The organism is Photorhabdus heterorhabditis, assembly GCF_001280945.1.
Taxonomy (GTDB): Bacteria; Pseudomonadota; Gammaproteobacteria; order Enterobacterales; family Enterobacteriaceae; genus Photorhabdus; species Photorhabdus heterorhabditis.
The window spans coordinates 1-20,903 of record NZ_LJCS01000028.1 but is presented as its reverse complement, the minus strand read 5'-3'; the positions used below and the strand labels follow the sequence as shown (position 1 = coordinate 20,903).

19 protein-coding genes are annotated in these 20,903 nt (G+C 39.8%); 12 read left to right on the top strand and 7 right to left on the bottom strand.

The features are described from left to right. The first annotated feature begins 69 nt into the window (after positions 1-69). Positions 70-738, top strand: a complete 669-nt coding sequence (locus tag AM629_RS11265; RefSeq protein ID WP_054478988.1) for an epoxyqueuosine reductase QueH — start codon at positions 70-72, stop codon at positions 736-738. 70 nt (positions 739-808) lie between these two features. Here the strand turns inward: AM629_RS11265 and AM629_RS11260 are convergent, their stop codons facing one another. Then, a complete protein-coding gene (locus AM629_RS11260) occupies positions 809-1,024 on the bottom strand; it encodes a hypothetical protein (protein ID WP_054478987.1) in 216 nt (71 codons plus the stop codon). Between the two features lie 570 nt (positions 1,025-1,594). On the opposite strand from AM629_RS11260, the gene AM629_RS11255 reads away from it, so the two are divergent. The 4 genes from AM629_RS11255 (at position 1,595) to AM629_RS24605 (ending at position 5,646) form a co-directional block, all read left to right on the top strand. Further along, on the top strand, positions 1,595-3,181 hold the full coding sequence (locus AM629_RS11255) for a hypothetical protein (protein ID WP_054478985.1): 1,587 nt from the start codon (positions 1,595-1,597) through the stop codon (positions 3,179-3,181). Between the two features lie 490 nt (positions 3,182-3,671). Further along, positions 3,672-4,406, top strand: a complete 735-nt coding sequence (locus tag AM629_RS11250; RefSeq protein WP_054478983.1) for an Hcp family type VI secretion system effector — start codon at positions 3,672-3,674, stop codon at positions 4,404-4,406. Between the two features lie 2 nt (positions 4,407-4,408). Then, the gene (locus AM629_RS11245; protein ID WP_054478981.1) at positions 4,409-5,251 is read left to right on the top strand and encodes a DUF6402 family protein; all 843 of its coding nucleotides are present in this window, start codon (positions 4,409-4,411) and stop codon (positions 5,249-5,251) included. Continuing rightward, positions 5,248-5,646, top strand: a complete 399-nt coding sequence (locus tag AM629_RS24605) for a DUF6201 family protein (RefSeq protein WP_268794968.1) — start codon at positions 5,248-5,250, stop codon at positions 5,644-5,646. Before AM629_RS11245 ends, AM629_RS24605 begins: the two co-directional genes overlap by 4 nt. A 423-nt stretch (positions 5,647-6,069) precedes the next feature. Here AM629_RS24605 and AM629_RS11230 read toward each other — a convergent pair whose 3' ends face one another. The 4 genes from AM629_RS11230 to AM629_RS11215 all read right to left on the bottom strand — a co-directional run bounded on the left by AM629_RS11230 (position 6,070) and on the right by AM629_RS11215 (position 9,725). Then, entirely contained in the window at positions 6,070-6,405 is a 336-nt protein-coding gene (locus AM629_RS11230) for a hypothetical protein (RefSeq protein WP_235525458.1), read from the bottom strand. Positions 6,406-6,556: 151 nt separating this feature from the next. Continuing rightward, positions 6,557-6,862 carry a hypothetical protein gene (locus AM629_RS11225; protein ID WP_235525457.1) on the bottom strand — a complete coding sequence of 102 codons (306 nt, stop codon included), beginning with the start codon at positions 6,860-6,862 and terminating at the stop codon, positions 6,557-6,559. A 366-nt stretch (positions 6,863-7,228) separates the two neighbouring features. Further along, a complete protein-coding gene (locus AM629_RS11220; RefSeq protein ID WP_054478976.1) occupies positions 7,229-8,263 on the bottom strand; it encodes a fucose-binding lectin II in 1,035 nt (344 codons plus the stop codon). A 424-nt stretch (positions 8,264-8,687) separates the two neighbouring features. Next, on the bottom strand, positions 8,688-9,725 hold the full coding sequence (locus tag AM629_RS11215) for a fucose-binding lectin II (RefSeq protein WP_054478973.1): 1,038 nt from the start codon (positions 9,723-9,725) through the stop codon (positions 8,688-8,690). A 724-nt stretch (positions 9,726-10,449) separates the two neighbouring features. Between AM629_RS11215 and AM629_RS11210 the strand changes: the two genes are divergently transcribed. Next, complete coding sequence (locus AM629_RS11210; RefSeq protein ID WP_054478970.1) at positions 10,450-11,016, top strand: rhomboid family intramembrane serine protease; 567 nt, start codon at positions 10,450-10,452, stop codon at positions 11,014-11,016. Positions 11,017-11,162: 146 nt separating this feature from the next. Here AM629_RS11210 and AM629_RS11205 read toward each other — a convergent pair whose 3' ends face one another. Together AM629_RS11205 and AM629_RS11200 are read right to left on the bottom strand one after the other, a co-directional pair. Next, positions 11,163-12,611 carry a flavin-containing monooxygenase gene (locus tag AM629_RS11205; protein WP_054478967.1) on the bottom strand — a complete coding sequence of 483 codons (1,449 nt, stop codon included), beginning with the start codon at positions 12,609-12,611 and terminating at the stop codon, positions 11,163-11,165. A 134-nt stretch (positions 12,612-12,745) separates the two neighbouring features. Beyond that, the gene (locus AM629_RS11200; RefSeq protein ID WP_054478964.1) at positions 12,746-13,258 is read right to left on the bottom strand and encodes a helix-turn-helix domain-containing protein; all 513 of its coding nucleotides are present in this window, start codon (positions 13,256-13,258) and stop codon (positions 12,746-12,748) included. Between the two features lie 336 nt (positions 13,259-13,594). Between AM629_RS11200 and AM629_RS11195 the strand changes: the two genes are divergently transcribed. From AM629_RS11195 to AM629_RS11170, 6 genes are all read left to right on the top strand, one after another. Beyond that, positions 13,595-14,800, top strand: a complete 1,206-nt coding sequence (locus tag AM629_RS11195; protein WP_054478961.1) for an MFS transporter — start codon at positions 13,595-13,597, stop codon at positions 14,798-14,800. A gap of 197 nt (positions 14,801-14,997) precedes the next feature. Beyond that, entirely contained in the window at positions 14,998-15,438 is a 441-nt protein-coding gene (locus AM629_RS11190; RefSeq protein ID WP_054478958.1) for a hypothetical protein, read from the top strand. 979 nt (positions 15,439-16,417) lie between these two features. Then, a complete protein-coding gene (gene tssB / locus AM629_RS11185) occupies positions 16,418-16,915 on the top strand; it encodes a type VI secretion system contractile sheath small subunit (RefSeq protein WP_054478956.1) in 498 nt (165 codons plus the stop codon). Between the two features lie 40 nt (positions 16,916-16,955). Next, a complete protein-coding gene (gene tssC, locus AM629_RS11180) occupies positions 16,956-18,494 on the top strand; it encodes a type VI secretion system contractile sheath large subunit (protein ID WP_200905765.1) in 1,539 nt (512 codons plus the stop codon). A gap of 108 nt (positions 18,495-18,602) precedes the next feature. Beyond that, positions 18,603-19,118, top strand: coding sequence for a Tli1a family immunity protein (locus tag AM629_RS11175; RefSeq protein ID WP_054478950.1), 516 nt, complete (start codon positions 18,603-18,605; stop codon positions 19,116-19,118). Beyond that, positions 19,106-20,903: T6SS phospholipase effector Tle1-like catalytic domain-containing protein (locus AM629_RS11170; RefSeq protein WP_054478948.1), on the top strand; the 1,798-nt coding region annotated here is incomplete at its 3' end. The genes AM629_RS11175 and AM629_RS11170, both read left to right, overlap by 13 nt.

The window sequence follows — 20,903 nt, the reverse complement described above, 5'->3', positions numbered from 1 at the left end:
TACGGCGGCTTTCGCTAAAAATAACTATATCCTATAATTGATTCTTATAATTATTATGGAGCCTGCTTAATGAAAAACTTTGTTCGCCCTGTTTTAACGTTGCCGGATAATGCGGAACGGCTATTATTGCACTCTTGTTGTGCTCCTTGCTCTGGCGAAGTAATGGAAGCGTTGCATGCCTCTGGAATTGATTACACCGTCTTTTTCTATAACCCCAATATTCATCCCAAACGGGAATATTTAATTCGTAAAGAAGAAAATATCCGCTTTGCCGAACTACACAATGTGCCATTTGTTGACGCAGATTATGATAGCGACAACTGGTTCGACCGCGCTAAAGGCATGGAGTGGGAGCCAGAAAGAGGTGTTCGTTGCACTATGTGTTTTGACATGCGTTTTGAGCGTACAGCTTTGTATGCCTATGAAAATAATTTCAGCATGATTTCAAGTTCTCTGGGGATTTCTCGTTGGAAAAATATGCAGCAAATAAATGATTGCGGAAAACGTGCTGCAAGCCAATATCCGGGGGTTGAATACTGGGATTATAACTGGCGTAAGCAAGGTGGATCGGCTCGGATGATTGAAATCAGTAAACGGGAAAGATTTTATCAGCAAGAATATTGTGGTTGTATCTATTCATTGCGTGACAGCAATAAGCACCGTAAGTCTCAGGGGCGGGATATTATCAGGATTGGTGTTAAATATTATGGTGATGACGATACAGAAGGCGCTTGTTAAGCTTTTCACTTTAATAGGTTGAGGGGGGGATTTTCCCCCCTAGATTAGGGTGATTACGCGATCAAATCACTTAATGAGTCTTCTGTGTCTTTTTTGTCATTGTGTTATTATGAGAATGTTTTGGTGTAGCTTTGCCTGGTTTCTTTTCATGTTGGTCTGCTTTTTTCTCCATATGCGCTTTAGTATTGGCATCCGAGGTTTGAGTCATCGATGTGGCGGGAGCAGCTAATACCGCGCCAGAAAATAACAGTGATAATACAGTTACAGATAAGCCTAAACGTGTCATGATGATTGTCCTATTTTTAACTTTGTTTCACTTGCTGGATATACATCTTAAGCGACTGATAAGCTGCTCGATATTCCAGATTTATTTCTAATGCACAACCGAGTATACGGTTGTGATCATTAATTCTGCAAATTTAAGACATTATATTTTAATGTTTGGTTGAATAATCGTTGAATTTTTATCTTTTATTGAATTCTTTCTGATTAATGAAGGTATCTTCAATAGCGCAGTCATAAGCAGTTATTTCCAGTGATGTCACCCATGATCAGGCATTCATGAAATTATTTATTAGAAGGTTGAATCTATCTTATATCAGTGATGTTTTATAAATAATTCCTACTGAATTTGTGGTAAATGGTGAAAATTGAACTATTATAAAACTGGTATGTTGGAATAACCAATGCAATATGGCAGTAATTACATCACAGTCTATAGTAACGCATTGAACGCATTGAACGTAAACGCTCTATTAGGGAAAAGTCATTACCGTCCGTGATAAAAGGCAATGAATTGTCATAACAACTGTTGCTGTCGTCAGGAAAATAATGTTAACCGAGTGGAGATGAAAGTATGTCTAAATACAAGGTAAATAGATGTTTATTAGCAAGTGCAATATTATTATCTCTAATTTCAGAAAATACGATTGCTTCCAATCCTGAAATTTCTGCATATTATTTGAGTGGGCCTACTGCACAAATGGGTACTCAAGAATATTATGCTAGCCTTGATAATTTTAAAAAATTAAGTAGTGATATTGCTAAGAATAAGAGTAACTTTAATACGTTGGTATTATCTTTTGTACAGCCCAGTCTTATTAATTATAAGAAAAATAGCCTGAAATGTACGGGATTGTTTGGCTATACCTGTACCCCAGGACAAATAATCAGTGCAAAATCAGCTAAAAATGCTGCATCAGATTTTGTCAGATTAAAGGGTATTATTGCTGATTTAAAATCTCATGGAGTCAATACCTATATTGCTGTAGGGGGATGGAATTTCAGCTGTCATCCGAAAATTTATGACATTACTGCGGATAAAAAAGACGCTTGTGGTAATGAACCCGGAGCAGTCTATGATATTTTCCCCAATCCCCTGACTAAAATCTCCCGATTTGACAGCCCAATTACGGGTAAAGCAGCAGATAATGCATACAGAAATATTGTTAATTTGGCTGCCGATTTGGGCGTCGTGGGGATTGATGTTGATTATGAGGAATTCTGGCATGCGGATATTAACGCGAAAAGCTGGAAATTAACGCCTGACTCAATCAATGTTCCCTCTAATAATAGTGAAAATCTGACCACATCGGCTTTAATGAGGAAGGGGATTGGTAATTATGTGTATGATGCATCAATGAATCTTGTTCCCGGTGCAGAAAGAATTCCCCGAGCAATGCCTGAAACCGTGGATAAATTCGCTGCTATTTTAAAATCTTTTTACAATTCAATTAGCGTGGTTAAGCCATCACTTAAACTAAGTACTGCCGGCCCCGCAACGGGAGGAATCCCGAATATGTCCGCTAATTGGGGAACAGTTGCGATATATTCTAGTATTTATGGTGGTGCTTGGTGGGGAGGAAATCTCTATGGTTTGATTTATAATACTGCGCTGACTTACCCTAATCTTGTCAACCGATTCAGTTACATCGGTGTGATGACCTATGATTTGAGTGAAACAGATTGTGGTAGGGATTCTCATATTCCTTGTGATCTACCTGGTCAGGTAAAGTATTACTATAGCCAATATATTAACTGGCTTAAATCAGGTAATGAAGTTGCTATTCCTCACGTTAAGCTCAAAGGGGCGCGTAATTACGCTTTAGCTTCAATTCAACCGCAAAAATTATCGGTTTTGCCGCCTATCACGGTTGGATTTGAAGTGGGTAGGCCAGCAACTGGCAATTTACCTCTCAGTAAGACTGAGCTTAATAACATATTAGACGGTACGATCAAATACGGTAAATCGGGCCTCATTATGTGGGATTTATTTAAAAAGGAACGTTATGACGGCAGTGACTGGGAAGAGGATTGGGCAACACCTCATGATGTTTTGTCGACAGCCTGTAAGAAAATGGGGCTGACAGGAGAACATTATAATTGTGATAGTTCTGTGCCTACTCCTGCTCCTGTCCCAATTCTTACTAAGAAAAAGAATTGAGGTTGATGTTTTATTATGTTTATTCTGCGGTTATGCAGGTTTCTTAAAGAAACCTGCATTTGACACCTTCTGAAGTTCGGGGTTTTACGGCGCAACATCAACTATACATTCTCTTCATTAGGATAAAAAAGGGGTGAATAGAGGATACAGTCAATGAATATCATATTAATTACGACAAACCCAGATGTAGAAAGGCTTTCAGCGGATTGTGCAGAGGGTGCATAACTGAGAGGGCGAAAAAGATTTATAGGGGCTGGCAGGTAAATGAAATCAGATAAGCCAGAGAAAGCAAAGACCGCACTCAATCTGATAGTTATCTTTTGGTACTGACTAAAATTTAAATAATGTAATTTTATGATTTTGCATAAGAATAGATATTAATCACAACTTTATTACTGAACTTTCACTCAGGCTAGAATATATAAATACTTCTGTTGTATTCTGCTTCATTTATTCGATATTTATCGGAAATCAGATCACAGGAAACAAGATGTCGCATATTATTTACTTGTCACTTAAAGGAAAGAAACAAAGTTTAATTTCAGCCGGGTGCTCAACGCCTGAATCAATAGGAAACCGCTATCAAGCAGGCCGGGAAGATGAAATACAGGTACTGAGTGTTAGCCACTCAGTGAGCCGTAACCAGAACGCGCATCATCACCCTGTCAGCTTTACCAAGCTCATTGATAAATCCTCGCCACTCTTAGCAATGGCAATTGACGGAAACGAGTTGCTGGAAGCGCGCTTTATGCACTATCGGACAAGCCCAATGGGGCAACTAGAATTCTTTTATGAAATCAAGCTAACAGGCGCAACGATTGTCAATATTTCCTATAATTATCCCCATTCCATCAATGATAACGGCGCAATACCTCATGAAGTGGTCATGCTCGATTATAAATCTATCTCATGTCAGCATATTGCGGCAGGAACTTCGGGCTACAGCATTACACAATTAGCCGGGCGTGAAGAAGGAAAACCGCTTTTGTCCGGGTTCTTGAATATTAAACCGCTGGTTGAAGAAGCTGTCGCTGCTCTATTTAGCCATAAGTTCATACTGAAACATCAAGGGGATGCCTGCCAAGATATTGCATATGGTGTGGAAACGGAAAAGGGACTGATTGAAGGAATATGCCAAATATCAGGAATGACAAAACAGTTTGATACCAAAAAAGAAGAAAACCTTGAAGTTAAATATTTATTTCAAACAAAAATAGGGATTTAATTATGTCGATTTTAAAAACTAAAACAGTTAAAGGTGGCGAAAAGACAGAAATTGAAATGGATATTTTTTATTTAAACCAAATCCCTGATGCAATGGAAAAAATGGGATGGGAGATGGCACCAAAATTAATGCGCCATTGGTTTAATACAAAACCCGCCTATACATTTACAGAAGAAGTAAAGACAAAGTATGTTAGAGGCAAGGCAATAGATATACCAGATGAAAGAATTAATGATTCTATCATCAAAATGGAATGGGCAATGAAATATAAACAACCTAAAGACGTGATGTCTGTATTAATTAATGGTTGGGCTAGTAGTGCGGGCATAGAACAATTAAAAATACAATTAAAAAAAGAAGGCGTAAATAAAGAGTTAGGGTATGAAAAGGATATACGAGAAATAGATACTTTTTCAGTGGTTAATTCTAGAAGATTTGGTTCTAAATTTGATACGATTGACGATTGGTATGGTGCTATGGGTAATTCCAATATGAAGGTGGCTGTTAAAGGTTATGTGGATAAATTAAACGGTAAAGATGTTTTTGTCACCGAACAAATTGGGATATATTTAAAAGATACCTATGATTTTGTTGGTGCTACAGAACCTTTAGGAATCTGGAGTAAAAACGGTATTTTAGACAAGGTGAGTTCGGTAGATTATGCAGCTCTTTATGCGACTGGAAGCTGGATGGCCTTATGGGTTAAATACAATGGATATGTTCCTGTAATTAATGATAGCTTTAGGAAATGGCAGAAAAAATATAATGAAGGCGGTGATTTCATTGTTTATTCCGATGTTTTATGGATGAACCCGTTACCACAACATAAAATTATTAACCTATGAAAAATAAATGTAAATTCTTTTTTAGAAAGACATGGTTGGTTTTATTTTTTATCATTATTTTTATAATGTGGATATTATTTCCATCAACATTGTTCTTCGGTAATTGGAATAAGTATTTTGAGGAGAGGGATGAAGATGGTCAATATACCGCAGTGGTATATAAGAAGTTGCCAATATCTCCATATTCAATGTGGAGGTATGTCATTATGGGAGATAAATATTTTATTGTTTTATATGATAATAAAAACAGAGATATCTGGAAGAGTTCTCCATTTACATCAATATCATATGAGGCATTTTTTGCTTCATTTAGCCTTCCAACCACTAATAATGATGTTTTTATATACCCAACAGATAATGGATATCAAAGCATCCATATAAATAAATTAAAATGATTTTTTGTAAGTTTTCTGTTTTATATTTATTTCTGTTTAGCCTCTACGTTTTAGAGGCTTTTTATTATTGTGTGATTAAACACCATAGTAAACCCGCTTTTTTTGATACGATTGACGATTGGGATGACGGGTATATACCCAATGGATTTCAAGATGCATCGAGACGGCAAGGGAGCGAATCCCCGGGAGCATAGATAACTATGTGACTGGGGTGAGTGAGTGCAGCCAACAAAGAGGCAACTTGAAAGATGACGGGTATATGACTTTATCGTGTAGGAGCTTATTATTTACCTGCCAATTTATTGATGATTTTGGTCGTTCAGTGAAATAGTATCCTCTATGTATATTTGCTGGCTAAGACATAGAAAAACTATTCTTGCCAGCTTCATTATTCACTAATAAGAGACTTATTGCTATTGTATCTTATCTCCACAGTGACACGGTATTGGTAAATATATCAGCAGGAGGACAAGGATTGCTCACTTTTGCCATTTTCCACAAGCCGGTCTGGCTTTTACGGGCAGTATTATTGGACATAAATACTCGATATAACGAACCTGAGCCTCCGGCATGGTTATGAGTATCAAGGAAACCTTTATTTCCCCACCGATTATAGAGAGAGATACCTTCGCCTTCTCTGATATTCCCATTGAGTGGTGTGGTTTCACAATAAATAATCCATTCTAGGGTTGATTTTTTACGTATATCTGAGGTGTATACATGATGTATTTCCTTTGATTGTTCATATTGATCAACCACGTCATAATACTGTAAGTAACCGCCATCACAGTAATATAGGTTATCAGGGCGGGATTCTACTTTGCGTAAAAATTATACATTTCGCAGATATTGATAATTTCTCACATTCAATACGATTTTATTGATAGGTTTTGATATCTGGCATGAACATTTATTGAGCTAGTAGAGGGTTGTTTTTATCCACAATAACCATATAGAAAATGTGAGATCCCGCCCTGTATAGGTTATAGAGTAAGATAATATCATTATTAATTACCTCACTACCGACTAGTTTTTCCGTGGCTGATTCAATTCTCCATATTCCACCATGAATAGCTAAAGATGAATCTACTGTTACCACGCTATATTTCGTACCGGGTTTATTACCATTGCCAAATACACTGAGATATCCACCGCTCCAGTTCTTATAGCTGTTTAATATTGTCACGGTATCTCCGTATTTAAGTACATTATCCATAGTTTCCTCAAAAATTGTGTTGTTTCTTGCTAATAGTTGATACCTTAATGAAATTATCACGGAATATGATCACATGGTTTTTTCATAATCCTGCTCGACTAAATACTCATATCAATGGGAGATAGGAAAAGGGAAGATTAAAAAGTTTATTTTTATCGGATGAGGGGGCATTTGGTGAATTACAAATTTTGTTTAGGAAATTAAGTTACCTGGATATTGAAATAGTGTCTTTTCTGTTGGTCATTTTGCGCCATATCAGTAAGGGGTACCGTTTTTCTGATAAAGTTGTCGTAAAATAAACAGAAAAAGCGGCATAATGCCGCTTTTTTATTGATAAGTGTTATCGCTGTTGGTAGCGGGATTTACTCAGAAATCTTTAATCTTCACTAACGGCCAATTTAACATTAACACGGTGTCGTTGTAATTATCATTGATGCCATTTTCAACCCCAATAATCGCTGTTCCTGGTTTTCCATCAAGGGTGTTATCGAAATAACGCAATTTGCTTGGTTTGCGATTCCCTGTAATTTCAAAACAGACTTTGCCTGTACCTGACTTATAGATTTTAGTTCCTATTAGATTATCTATTCCCTTGCTGGCTAATGTATCTACCAGACGATCGTCAATATACACTTTTATTGTTTGCTGATGAATATCGGTATTAGAATAGGCTGTCAGGCTAAATCTAATACTGGGAGGTAACTGGAGACAATATTTACCCGTATCACTATTGCCACATGTTCCGCCACAGCTTCCATTATTGCTATTGTCAGGTTTACTGCCTAATAAATCGGTATCGACTGACACTGCTGCTTGAATTTTGTTGAAGGCTTCCCCGGTATAATTAGTTATGGGTACAGGTCCATAATCAATAGTGTTCGATTCTAAATTAAACCGGATGTAACTATTGCCTTTGAGGAAGTCAATCCGAGAATTGATTCTCCATACAACAGCATCGAGATTTGCACTAAATTCTTTGTATTTCTCTGTAGTGCCCCATCGGGTTGAGATAGATTGCTGCTTAATCGTATGTGAATTCACAGTATAATCGATACAATCGCCGCCTTTAAAGAAACAAACGGTATTGGTAGTCAATTCTGTGGCCGCATCTATTCCATTTTCAAATTCGGTACCTTTCAATCCGGGCCATCCATCGGCAATAAATTTCGGTCCATCCGTCACCTTGGCTTTTTCGATATCGAATTTAAGATATTTCGAGCCTTTAAAAAAATATAAATAACCCTCTAAATTAATGACATCGTCAATATGTCTTTGGAACTCGACAGGGAGATTAGGCCAATCGTTACTAATAGGCTGGGGATAGTTTATGTCTGGCTTTTTTAATATCTCACTATATCTAGTGTTATCGGCATTAAGGAATAAATAGACTTGCGAATTCATTAATATATATCCTTTATTGTTTTTAAGTTTACTACTGATTTTTCGTAATTGTTAAAATTGCTGATTACAGATAAAGCACGGTAAGAATATTATTTTTCGAAACAGAAAAATTTGCGTAATGGAATTTAGTGGAGAAAGTAGATTGTGGCAATGTTATATATTGATAAGTTGTTTATTGATTTAATGGTGTTGTTTTTTTGCAAAAATATAAATATATACTAAGTGATAAGATTTATATGAAGAAAATGAGATTGAAAACACGATTTTATATTTTTGTTTAATGTATTTTTGATGTTTATATAATAACATATTAGAAATATATTAAATTGACGATGCTGTCGTGTAAAAAATCGGCATAATACCGCTTTAATTTATTGATGGTTTTTATTTTCGTTTATGGTGAAATAAATAAGGTGTTTTTAACTCACGCCAGAGGAAAATTTAATACCACAACGCAGTTATTGTAATTATTATTGGTGCCATTTTCAGCCCCGATAATTGCTGTTCCCGGTTTTCCATCAAGGGTGTTATCGAAATAACGCAGCTTGCTAGGTTTGCCATTTCCTTCAATTTCAATGCAAACTTTTCCTGTACCTGATGTATAGGCTTTAGTCGCCATCAGATTATTTTCTCCTTTACCGGTTAATGTGTCTACTAGGAGGCTGTCAATATATACCTTTACCGTTTGCTGAATGTTCGTATTATTATAGGCTATTAGGCCAAACCGAATACTTTGAGGTAATTGGAAACAGTGTTTACCGGTGTCATTGGTTCCACATGTTCCGCCACAGCCTCCACTATTATTGTTATTACCACGTTTACTACCTAATAAATCGGCATCAACCGATACCGCAGCTTGAATTTTTGGAAAAATAACTCCAGACCAACCGGATTTGGTGAGTGTAGGTCCACTATCAATAACATTCGATTTCGTATTGTATCGAATATAATGACCGTCTTTGAAAAGGTAGATAAAGCCAGCAATACTCCTCCATAAAACCACGGCATCCAAATGCGCATTGAATGCAGCGTACTTGCCGGTAGTTCCCCATCTGGCAGAGATAGTTTTTTTACTAATTTTGTGTGAACTGACAGTGTAATCGATACAATCGCGTCCTTTGAAGAAACAAACAATATCTTGTGTTGTATCGACCCATTCTGTAGCGGCATCTATTCCATTTTCAAATTCAGTGCCTTTTAATCCCGGCCATCCCTCTATAATGTGTTTTGGCCCTTCACTCACTTGTGCTTTTGCTATATCGAATTTGAGATATTGTGAGCCTTTAAAAAAATATAGATAACCATTTAAATTAATCACATCATCAATATTTCGTTGAAACTCGATAGGGAGGCTAGGCCAGTCGTTACTGGTAGGTTGGGGGTAGCCAGTGTGTGCTTTATGCAATTGATCATGATATTTAATGTTTTCTGAATTAAGAAATAAGTAGGTATTGGTATTCATTGCCATATCCTTTATGTTAATAAGGTCTTAATATACCCGTTATCTTTCAAGTTGCCTCTTTGTTGGCTGGACTAGTCATAGAGTAGTTATCTATGCTCCTAGGGATTCGCTCCCTTGCCGTCTTGATGCATCTTGAAATCCATTGGGTATATATTATTCAAGTTTTATGTTTTAGCTAAAATAAGGTAAGTATGATATTAAGAATGTTTTATTTTAATTCTTTCATATTGCTTGCCTAATTGATGCTAAAGGGTGATTTTCATTATTTAAATTAATGCCACTTGTGGGTCAGGATCAACGTTATATATTGGTAAATCTTTGATGGATTTAATGACGTAATCTTTTTGTGGGTAAGTTAATATATGGTAAGGTGGAAGTGTATATTAATTAAATAAGGTTGAAAATGTTATTTTATGTTTTTATTTTTCTGATTGGTAATTAAATGATATTTAAAAGTATATTTGATTGGTGGTTTTTTTCTGTTATTATTTTGATGAAGGATAATATCTCTTTTTTGTAATCCTAGGGTGGAGTGAAAAAGTGATTAATTTCCGCTTTATTTACTTGATTTATTAAGTTGAATTGATTGCTTTAAAATAAAGTTTCGCTCTCATATCAAAATTGTTAAATTACAAACGGTGGTGATAATGCCAACTCTGATTATAATACCTTTTTGAGACTGGGATTCGTTTTGATTTCCAATAAATGATAAGGCAACAACACAGTGAAAACAGGGCTAAAAAAACGCTTTCGTATCCTAATAGGATTAGCAGCAACACTGATCATAATCCAATTGTTTGATACTTTAACCGGTGGCACTCTAAGTAATTTCGGTATCCTTCCCCGATACGCCCAAGGGTTAATTGGTATTCCACTCTCTCCATTCCTGCATGGTAACTGGGGGCACTTATTCAGCAATCTCCCCGTATTATTAGTATTGAGTGCCTTACTTATGGCGCACTCCATTCGTTATTATGTGCTAGCCAGTTTGTTTATTATCTTTATGGAAGGAACATTAGTTTGGTTATTTGGGCGCACGGCTATTCATATTGGTGCCAGTGGTTGGGTTTTTGGTCTATGGGGATTACTGCTGGCTAATGCCTTTTTCCTGAGAAGAGCGAAAGATTTCTTCTTTGCGATTCTGGTGTTTGTGTACTACGGTGGGATCGTGTTTGGCTTATTACCGTGGCAAGAAGATATTTCAACGGAAGGGCATATCTTTGGTGTGATATCTGGGCTGATTTTTTCTTGGTTGTCAAAGAAATGGGCAATAACGAGCTATACCCAATAGATTTCAAGTTGCAGCGCGGCGGCAAGAGAACGCATCCTCAGGAGCATAAATAACGATGTGACTGGGGTAAGTGAAAGCAGCCCGTTTATAATAACGGGCTGGCAATAATGACGGGATATAACCCCTGATTTTTTGATTTCTTGTGGTTATGTCCATTTCAACGCAGCATCATCGACAGGCTGCCCCAAAACCTGTTTATCTTTATTGAAATCATGCGGAACTTGCCAGGTTGCACTGCGTCCTTGACGAGGAAGAGCATCCTTTGCTCGTTTTACATAACCAGATTGCAAGGCACTAAAAATATTTTCGTCCTCCAGCATTTCACCCGGTTGCGCATAGGGTGTCACAACCGTAGCACTGCGGCGGTCCATCTCGTTTAATAAACGGCAGATGTATTCCGCAGATAGATCAACTTTCAACGTCCAGGCGTTATTGATATAACCAAACACACAGGCAAAATTAGGGATATCTTGTATCAACGTCCCCTTATAGAGCATTCGACTATGACCTTGCTGTTTTTGCCCATCAATTGAGAGTTCAATTCCACCAATAAAATGTAATTTCAGTCCAGTTGCTGTAACTATAATATCTGCGGGTAATTCCTTGCCGGATTGTAATTGGATACCGTTTTCAGTTAGGCGTTCAATATGGTCAGTAACGATAGACGCTTTACCTTCTTTCAGTACTTTAAATAGGTTACTGCTGGGAATAAAACACAGCCGTTCATCCCATGGCATGTACTTTGGAGTAAGGTGCTTCATGTCAAAATTTGGGCCGACACGCTTACGAGCGGATGCCAGTAAAAACGATTTTAATAAGTTAGGGAAATATCGACTCATCTTATAAAGTAAGCGCTGTAGAAAGAGATTGCGATTTCTACTCAATGTGTAAATCCAGCGCTGCGGAATAATACCTTTGCAGAACTCTGCTATCTTATCCCTTCCAGGTATTGAAAGAAAATAACTAGGGGAGCGTTGTAACATCGTAATATGTTCAGTCTCATTTGCCATTGCAGGAAGTAAAGTCACTGCTGTTGCGCCGCTACCAATCACAACAACCCGCTTTCCTTTGTAATTTAATCCTTCAGGCCAGTGTTGAGGATGAATTACCGGGCCTTTAAAATCTTCGATGCCGGGAAATTTAGGTAAATAAGGTTCATCATAGTTGTAATAACCTGTTGCAGCGACGAGAAAATGACAGGTAAATTGCCGGGTTTCCCCACTGATTTCGTCAATCGCGATAATGGTCCACTGGCGAGTCGCATTTGACCAGTCAGTATGAGTGATTTTTAGCCCAAACTGTATTTTCTTATCAACTTCATATTCTTTTGCCGTTGCATTGATATAACTTTTAATTGAAGGTCCATCGGCAAAAACACTGGTATCTGTCCAGGGACGGAATTTATAGCCATAGCTCATCATATCTGTATCTGAGCGAATGCCTGGATAGCGAAATAAGTCCCAAGTACCGCCCATCGTATGGCGACGCTCTAGGATAATAAACTGCTTATCAGGACATTTCTTGGTTAAATGACATGCTACACCAATGCCGGCAACACCGGCGCCAATAATCAAAACATCATAATGGTTATTCATTGTTATCTCTCCTGCAAGGTCATTTTTTGATGAAATCAAGTCATGTTATTTGTTTATTCAGAGCGAGTTTTGCCACACCTACATCCCACCTCATTATTAACGCTAAAGGGTGAATTGGCGCGGCTATATTAATTTCAACTTGAAAAGATATATAACCCGTGGCTGGACGACTGGCTGAGCATGGCGTTTTTTATTTTCCCGTCGATGGATTGTGATTGTGGGCATTTAACCCACGAAAGGCTGGCGGGGATTTTCACGTGACGGTGCTCAAGCTGGCAATATTTCTCAAAGTTGACGAACCCGATTGAATTGCGGTTATCACTTTTCTTCTTAAATACCGGGACCCTGGTGGAGAGTGTCTTATCAAAATAACGCATCCATGCGTCATGAAGATCTTTAAATTTTTGCTGAAGGTTGTTTGTGTAGGCTTTGGACAAAAAGGCCGTTTCAGGCGCTTTCTTCCCGTGGATCAGCTTCCGGTTTAACTCGAAGGCTGACGGCAACTTTTGACCTAAATCAAGCAGGCGCTTTGTTTCTGCCAGCCTAACATTCCAGATGAAGCAAGCCCAGCCACAGCACGGGCGTAAACGCTGCGCTTGCTGTTCAGTTGGTTCCAGCCGGAATTTGTAAGCTTTCAGAATGAGCATTATTTATTCAGCATGTAGTCTATTTTATGATAAATATACCGTATTAAGTGACCGTGACAATGCAAAAGTTCCAGATAAATCGTTCTCGTCACACTGCTTTTTTACTGCTTATTCATCTCGTTTTTCAGCGAGGCTGACTCCTTGTTGCCATTACCTCCAGATTGCTTCTAACAATGAATAATAGGTATCTGAAATTAATTTCGGTTTGGCAACCGCAGTCGTTTAGTTATGTCGGGCGCTCACTACGATGATACATGGCGCTTTTTTAATTGGTGTGTGATGTAAATTGGTTTATCTTATCAATGAAATTTATACCAACAGGAATTTGAACTCATAATGTCAAAGTTAATTGGAAATAATCAGATAGTTGTTATTGCAATGGTTATTGCATTAGTACAATTTATTAATGCACTAGAATACATGATGGTAACTCCGCTTTTTGTTTATATGTCTAGTGATTTTCACATGCCCGTGACTATGGCGGGGGTTATTGCCGGTACTTATGTTTTCTCCTCCGTATTTTCTGGTCTGGCCTCTTATTTTTTTATCGATCGCTTTAATAAAAGAAAGGTACTCATTTTAAATACTCTGTTTCTCGGCCTGATTACATTCCTGACGATTTTCTCTTCAGAGCCATATCAACTTATTCTGCTACGTACAATTGCGGGTCTGTTTGGTGGAGTGACATTGGGGGTAGGAATTGGGATCTTACTTAATAATTCACCGGAAAGTATGCGGGGAAAAGTGCTGGGAATTGCGTTTTCATCTTTTTCATTTGTTAGCATTTTAGGTATACCGTTGTGCTTATATTTGGCCGAGAGCTTTAACTGGAAAGTATCTTTTTTATTTATCGTTATTTTATGCATAGTGAGTTTGCCTCTGATTCTCTTCTTAATCCCAGGTGCAGAGAAAGTACAATATAATAAGAATAAAATAGTGCTGACCAAAAAAATAACATTGGCTGGGATGGCAAGTGGTGTTAGTAACTTTAGCCCCTTTATGCTTATTCCGATACTTGCTCCGTTATTAACAAATGTGTTTTATATCCCGGAAAAACATGTTTCACTAGTATTCTTTTTCGGGGGTATCGCGTCATGGTTTGGAACTTATTTAACAGGAAAACTTTGCGATAGATATCCTCCTCAGAAAATTATCCTCGCAGCGGCGACTTTATTTATTGTTAATATTTTTCTGGGATTGACGGGAAAAATAGATGGATATGTTTTCTTCTCACTTTTTATGTTCGCTACTTATGTACAGGTTATGGCGGCAAATGTGATTGCCTCTTATGCTTCAACGCCTGAAAACCGGGCAGGTTTCGGCGCCCTTCAGATGGCATTATCCAACTTAGGTGCCGGTGTCGTGTTTTTCTTTTCTTCCATCTTTTTAAACGGTAAAGAGATTACGGCTGAAAGCGTACAACCTATTTTCATATTGTCTATGGTTAGCGCCCTAATATTGCCTGTATATGTAAGAAAATTAGCTCAGGTGTTAAACCGAGATACTAAGAATTTAATAAATAATTCTCACGGCAACAGTTAATATATGTGTGATCTAGCCTTAATGGTAAAATGTAGATTTTGAGCTATATTTAAAATTAAGGCTAATCATTGACACAGCATAATAAACGTGATTAATAAAGGGTAAATGTTATTGAGAGTATAATGTTACTGGATGAAATTATTATAAAGTTTAATCATGATTACTATTGGTTTCATTAAATTATATGGGTGGATAAGATGGCAGAAAAATTAATTAGCATTAAGAATAAACCCGCTGTTAATATTATCGCAGGGGTGACAAATATTAAATTCATTCATAATAAAACACCTTGTAAGGCTATAATTGAGCATGGATATATTTCCAGAAAACGATTTACTGTAGATAGGATGTCTGAATGGAGTGGCGATTTGTGGGCCCCATGGATAAGTGATAAATATGAACTTAATAAAGCTATTCATATTTACACCGGAAGAGAATTAAAATCTGAATTAGAAATTGACATTTGGATATTTCAGGATTATTGGAATCCACCAAATGTAAATGCGATTAAGTATTCCATAAATAAAAAGTTCAATTATGACAACGCATTAGAAATTCCTGGTAATAATCGGGGGGGCGGTAATAAGACACTGATTTTAGAACTTAATGGTAATAATATTGATCTGAAAATGATATAGTATGAAATGATTAGGTATTAAATATATTTCTACTAGATACATTTGCTGAGATGAAAATATTTCTCCGCGTGTTGTTCAATATTTTAATTTCCTTGCTTATGGCTTAGATTACTGACGGTCAGGTAGGCTCTTATTTGAGTGGACGGTTAAGTTGTTAAAATTCTGATACGCGCAGAAATAATTTATCCGGTTTATTATCTATTCACTAAGTTATAGTTACCTATAATAAGGAGCTTTTAAGCGAATTTTAGTTTGGACCGAAAGAATTATCCCTTGGGTGCCATATATACGGTCTGGTTTCTGCGCGTTAATTGCATATACCTGTTATCTTTCAAGTTGCTGCTTTGTTGGCTGTGTTCTCTTGCCGCCGTGCTGCAAATTGAAATCTATTGGGTATATATTTAATTATTTATTGGTAAAATCAGATTTTTGTATCAGTAATGTTTGTTGGTGTGGATTTTTATATGCAAACAATAATGTAATTAATAATCAATATCATTTAAAGCATGTCATAAAATAAGACGGCAGAATGACAATGATGATTGTCATATATTTATTACGTACTATTGTTTATTTTTACTTATTTTTACAAAACAGGGTGAAAACTTATATTTTATAATTAGTTGCAAAATGTCATTAAAAACTATCTGTATTTTATTTTCATTTATTTTTATTTAATTGTGTTTTGTTTGTCTTTTGTTGAAGTTTGTCCATTTATCATCTCCTGTAAGCTAAATTTTAATCTTTGGCAGATGTTTTCTACTGCTGCTTTGCTTTAAGGTGGCGGTGGATCTATGGTTATTTCATGTTGGTCGATTTTTTTAGTGGATTCGTTAATTAAGATGTCATTATTCGTCACCTCTAATTTGCAGCGTCTGTTAACTGCCTATTCGGAAATATTTGATTCAGCGAGCTCTTGCTGAAATTAGTCATGACATGAAAATTATCCCTTTATTTACTTTTTATGGAGGAGCCATCAATGGCTGCGAGTTTTCAAAATGAAGTTCCTAAAGCGCGTATTAATATTAAATTGGATCTACATACTGGTGGGGCGCAGAAAAAAGTTGAGCTGCCGCTGAAATTATTGGTAATGGGCGATTACAGCAACGGACAGGAACAGCGACCGCTCTTGGAAAGAGAAAAAGTTAATATCAATAAAAATAATTTTGACAGTGTACTCACTGAATTTAGCCCTGCCGTTAATTTGACAGTTGAAAATACCCTTGCTGAAGACGGAAATGAAATGAATATTAATCTCACTTTCCGGCAAATAAAAGACTTTGAGCCTGAGCAAGTCGCCCGGCAAATTCCGCAACTACGAGCGCTACTTTCCATGCGCAATCTATTGCGCGACCTGAAATCCAACCTACTTGACAATGTCACGTTTCGCCGCGAGCTGGAACATATTCTCCGGGATGACCAACTGAGTGATGAACTGCGCGTGGAACTGGCTGCACTGGCCGCGCAAGAAGATTGATTATCACACTATTTTCTTTTCATGAAATTTGATTCAGGAGATGTTAATGACTTCACAAGAACAAGCCGCTTCTGCTACGGAAACTACGACCTACAGCGAAGGCGGCGTCTACCCATCTTTATTTAAGAAAATTAATTTACAGCCGATCGAACGGTTGAATGATTTCGATCTTTTTCAGAACAACGATGCGTTGGCTGATGTGACGGTTGATGAGAGAGTGACGGCGGCGGTTAGTGTTTTTCTTACGTTGCTGAAAGAATCGGCGCAAACAGTTAAGCGGCTGGATAAAGCTTTGCTGGATCATCATATCGGTGAGCTGGACCGCCAAATCAGTCGCCAACTGGATGTGGTCATGCACCACCCGGCATTCCAGCAGGTGGAATCGGTTTGGCGGAGCCTGGAATTTCTGGTTGACCGGACGGATTTCCGTCAGAACGTCAGAATTGAAGTGCTGGATGTGTCGAAGGATGATTTGCAGCAGGATTTTGACGATGCACCAGAAATTGTGCAAAGCGGTTTTTATCGCCATACCTACATTCAGGAATATGATACGCCGGGCGGTGAACCCATTGGATCGGTGATTGCCAACTATGAATTTGGTGCCGGATCGCAGGATATTGCCCTGTTGCGCAATATCGCTAAAGTGGCGGCAGCGGCGCATATGCCCTTTATCGCTGCTGCTAGCCCGGCTTTTTTCGGTAAGGAAACCATGGAAGAAGTCGCGTCAATTAAAGACATTGGTAACTACTTTGACCGCGCTGAATATATCAAGTGGAAATCCTTCCGTGACAGCGACGATGCCCGCTATATCGGCCTGACATTGCCGAGGGTGTTAGGACGTTTGCCGTATGGCCCGGATACCGTGCCGGTGCGAACGTTTAATTATATTGAGCAGGTTAAAGGTCCGGATCACAGTAAATACTTGTGGACTAATGCGGCTTTTGCGTTTGCGGCCAACATGGTGAAAAGCTTTGTGAAAAATGGTTGGTGTGTGCAGATCCGCGGGCCACAAGCGGGTGGGGCGGTGACTGATTTGCCGATCCATTTCTACGATTTGGGAATGGGTAATCAGGCAAAAATTCCCTCAGAAGTCATGATCCCGGAAACCCGCGAGTTTGAATTTGCCAATTTGGGATTTATCCCGCTCTCTTACTACAAAAACCGCGATTACGCTTGCTTCTTCTCCGCTAACTCGACGCAGAAACCAGCGGTATATGACACCGGCGAAGCGACAGCTAACAGCCGCATCAATGCGCGTCTGCCGTATATCTTCCTGCTGTCCCGCATTGCCCATTACCTGAAATTGATCCAACGGGAAAACATCGGCACCACTAAGGATCGGCGTCTACTTGAAATTGAGCTGAACAACTGGATCAACACGCTGGTGACGGAGATGACTGATCCGTCTGACGATCTGCAAGCCTCGCATCCACTGCGTGAAGCGCGAGTGATCGTTGAGGATATTGACGACAACCCGGGATTCTTCCGGGTCAGGCTGTATGCGGTGCCACACTTTCAGGTCGAAGGGCTTGACGTCAATCTGTCGCTGGTTTCTCAGATGCCGAAGGCGAAAGAGTAAAAATCGGGAAACATCAGAATGGGGGAGATACCTGCGGGATTACGGTGCATTTCTATAATGCTTACAGGCATCTCAAAGCCAGATTATGCCTTATTAAAGGAGAGAAAGATGAAAAAACACCGAGTTAAATGGTCGGTTTTATGCCTGTTACTGGCGGCGTGTAGCCAGTTTCCGGCGCAGGCCGGCGTGATTATCGCGATTAACCATACCAAGTGGGCGATTAACCGGTTCAGTGTGGATGATACGCCGGGTATCGATATTATCGGGCCGTATCAGGGCGGTGGCGGTGGTTGCTGTTATAGCGTGCCAGCGAAATGGAAACCGGGGATGACGGTCCGGGTGGATTGGGAGACTGGAGTGGGGGAAATGGATGGTTTTCCTGGTTTTGGAGATGATGAGAAATATTTAGCTTGGCAAAAGAAAATGGACACTTATAAACGCCAACATAGTCAGGTAGTGCCGGTGCCTTATTATCAGAATGGGGGAGATACCTGCGGGATTACAGTGCATTTCTTGCCCTGTGATCAGATTAAAGTCACGACCTCTTGTGACGCCTACGGTAGCCCAAACTACCCGATTAAAGAACCGTTGAAAATGAAGGAGCCGAAAGCATGTCCGAAATAAATCATAACGATGCGGTCTGGTTGCCCGCTCCCTTTCCCACGAAGGGGCGGTTGCCTACTCAGAGCTATCTGGTCGGGCAAAATTGTCACCGTCAGACCAGTGATGAAAGGGCTTACCATCAGGAATTGTGTCTGGCGGCAGAGCGCCGGGTGATACCGCCTTGCTGTAAAACGTTGCATGTCAGCCTGTTTTTTGATGGTACTGGTAATAATTTGTATAACGACCTTTATCAGGCTGTTCCTCACCATCCGACTAATATCGTTCGGCTGTTCCAGGCGACGATTGGGGCCGGTTATGCGGGTGGGGCGGCAGGTAAGCCGTTGCTGGATGATGTCGAAAGCACCGGGGGAAAGTACTTCAAGTATTATATTCCCGGTGTGGGTACCCCCTTCCCGGAAATTAATGATCTGGATTACAGCACATGGGGGCTGGCTTTTGCTGACCGGGGTGAGGACCGGATCAACTGGGCGCTACTGCGGCTGATTGATGTCCTCGGTTTTAGCCTGACACAAAAACAGATGACCAACAGTGAAAGTCAAAAATCCCTTGAGTCGATGTCCACCACCTGGCACACATTGGGCCTGGGAGGGGCGCATAACCGTTATAGCGAATTTTATAAGCAGTTTGCCCGTTTAAAACGTGAGCTAAAAGTAGCCCGCAGCCAGCCCGGTCGGGGCAAGTCCAAATTGCTGGGGATGAAGTTGTATGTGTATGGTTTTTCCCGTGGGGCAGCAGAGGCCCGGGCCTTTGTCAACTGGCTGGCTGAATTGTTGCCGCCTCCGAAAGGGGATGACCTGAAGCCATCACAGTGTCTGCAAGCGAAAAACGAAACCGACCCGGATTGTAACCTGCCCATCAGTGTGGAGTTTCTCGGGCTGTTTGACACGGTGGCGTCGGTTGGAGTGAGCCATATGGTTCCTGTTGTTGAAGGTCATATGGCCTGGGCAGACGGCACGCAGGAGCTGCCATCGGAGGAGATTTACGGCGGGTTGGTGAAACGCTGTGTGCATCTGGTTTCGACCCATGAACAGCGGCTGAGTTTCCCGATGGATTCGATTCGCCGTTCCGACGGGACCTACCCGACTAGCAGCACGGAGGTGATTTATCCCGGGGTGCATTCTGATTTGGGGGGCGGGTATCCACCGGGAGACCAGGGTAAGGCGAGGGGGGAAAACGATGGTCTCCTTTTATCCCAGATTGCTTTGCATGAGATGTATGCAGCGGCGTTTGAAATTGGTGCTCCGCTGAAAGTCCCCAAAAATGCTCTGCCACGAGAATTGTCCCAAGATATTTGGCGTTCAATGCCGCTTGACCTTGGCTCCGAATTTTTTGTTTCAGCAACATTATCTGAGCGCTTCAACGCCTGGCGCAAAGTCACTTTGGGACTTGATATGCCGGAACAACCGCTGTCTGCCGAAGAGGCTGCCCGCTTTGAACCGGTACGGTCAGCTGTGGCGCTGGAGCAGGCCATGAAAAACCAGATGGACTGGCTGACCGCCTGGCGTATCGAACGCTACGCCAATGGGAGGCTACTCAGTACACCGTTTTTTCTTGCCGCCCCTAACCGTGACGCGGATAAGGCGCATTATGCGCAGAGTGAACAGGCGAGGAAAGACAGGCAGGATGCTGTGTCAAAGAAACGGAAAGCCCAGCGACTGGAATACATTATTAGCGGCGGTAAGGAACCGCCGGTGTTAGTACCCGGTGTGCCGGATTTTGACCCGGAAATCGCCCAGAAGCAGTTGCGGGAAGCGGCAGCGGAATTTCGCAGTGACTACCGGAAAG

Coding starts and splice junctions, on each gene's coding strand:
- AM629_RS11260 (WP_054478987.1), bottom strand. CDS start 1,024: ATGACACGTTTAGGCTTATCTGTAACTGTATTATCACTGTTATTTTCT.
- AM629_RS11215 (WP_054478973.1), bottom strand. CDS start 9,725: ATGAATACCAATACCTACTTATTTCTTAATTCAGAAAACATTAAATAT.
- AM629_RS11265 (WP_054478988.1), top strand. CDS start 70: ATGAAAAACTTTGTTCGCCCTGTTTTAACGTTGCCGGATAATGCGGAA.
- AM629_RS11255 (WP_054478985.1), top strand. CDS start 1,595: ATGTCTAAATACAAGGTAAATAGATGTTTATTAGCAAGTGCAATATTA.
- AM629_RS11205 (WP_054478967.1), bottom strand. CDS start 12,611: ATGAATAACCATTATGATGTTTTGATTATTGGCGCCGGTGTTGCCGGC.
- AM629_RS11175 (WP_054478950.1), top strand. CDS start 18,603: ATGAAAAAACACCGAGTTAAATGGTCGGTTTTATGCCTGTTACTGGCG.
- AM629_RS11220 (WP_054478976.1), bottom strand. CDS start 8,263: ATGAATTCGCAAGTCTATTTATTCCTTAATGCCGATAACACTAGATAT.
- AM629_RS11190 (WP_054478958.1), top strand. CDS start 14,998: ATGGCAGAAAAATTAATTAGCATTAAGAATAAACCCGCTGTTAATATT.
- tssC (WP_200905765.1), top strand. CDS start 16,956: ATGTTAATGACTTCACAAGAACAAGCCGCTTCTGCTACGGAAACTACG.
- AM629_RS24605 (WP_268794968.1), top strand. CDS start 5,248: ATGAAAAATAAATGTAAATTCTTTTTTAGAAAGACATGGTTGGTTTTA.
- AM629_RS11250 (WP_054478983.1), top strand. CDS start 3,672: ATGTCGCATATTATTTACTTGTCACTTAAAGGAAAGAAACAAAGTTTA.
- AM629_RS11195 (WP_054478961.1), top strand. CDS start 13,595: ATGTCAAAGTTAATTGGAAATAATCAGATAGTTGTTATTGCAATGGTT.
- tssB (WP_054478956.1), top strand. CDS start 16,418: ATGGCTGCGAGTTTTCAAAATGAAGTTCCTAAAGCGCGTATTAATATT.
- AM629_RS11245 (WP_054478981.1), top strand. CDS start 4,409: ATGTCGATTTTAAAAACTAAAACAGTTAAAGGTGGCGAAAAGACAGAA.
- AM629_RS11200 (WP_054478964.1), bottom strand. CDS start 13,258: ATGCTCATTCTGAAAGCTTACAAATTCCGGCTGGAACCAACTGAACAG.
- AM629_RS11225 (WP_235525457.1), bottom strand. CDS start 6,862: ATGGATAATGTACTTAAATACGGAGATACCGTGACAATATTAAACAGC.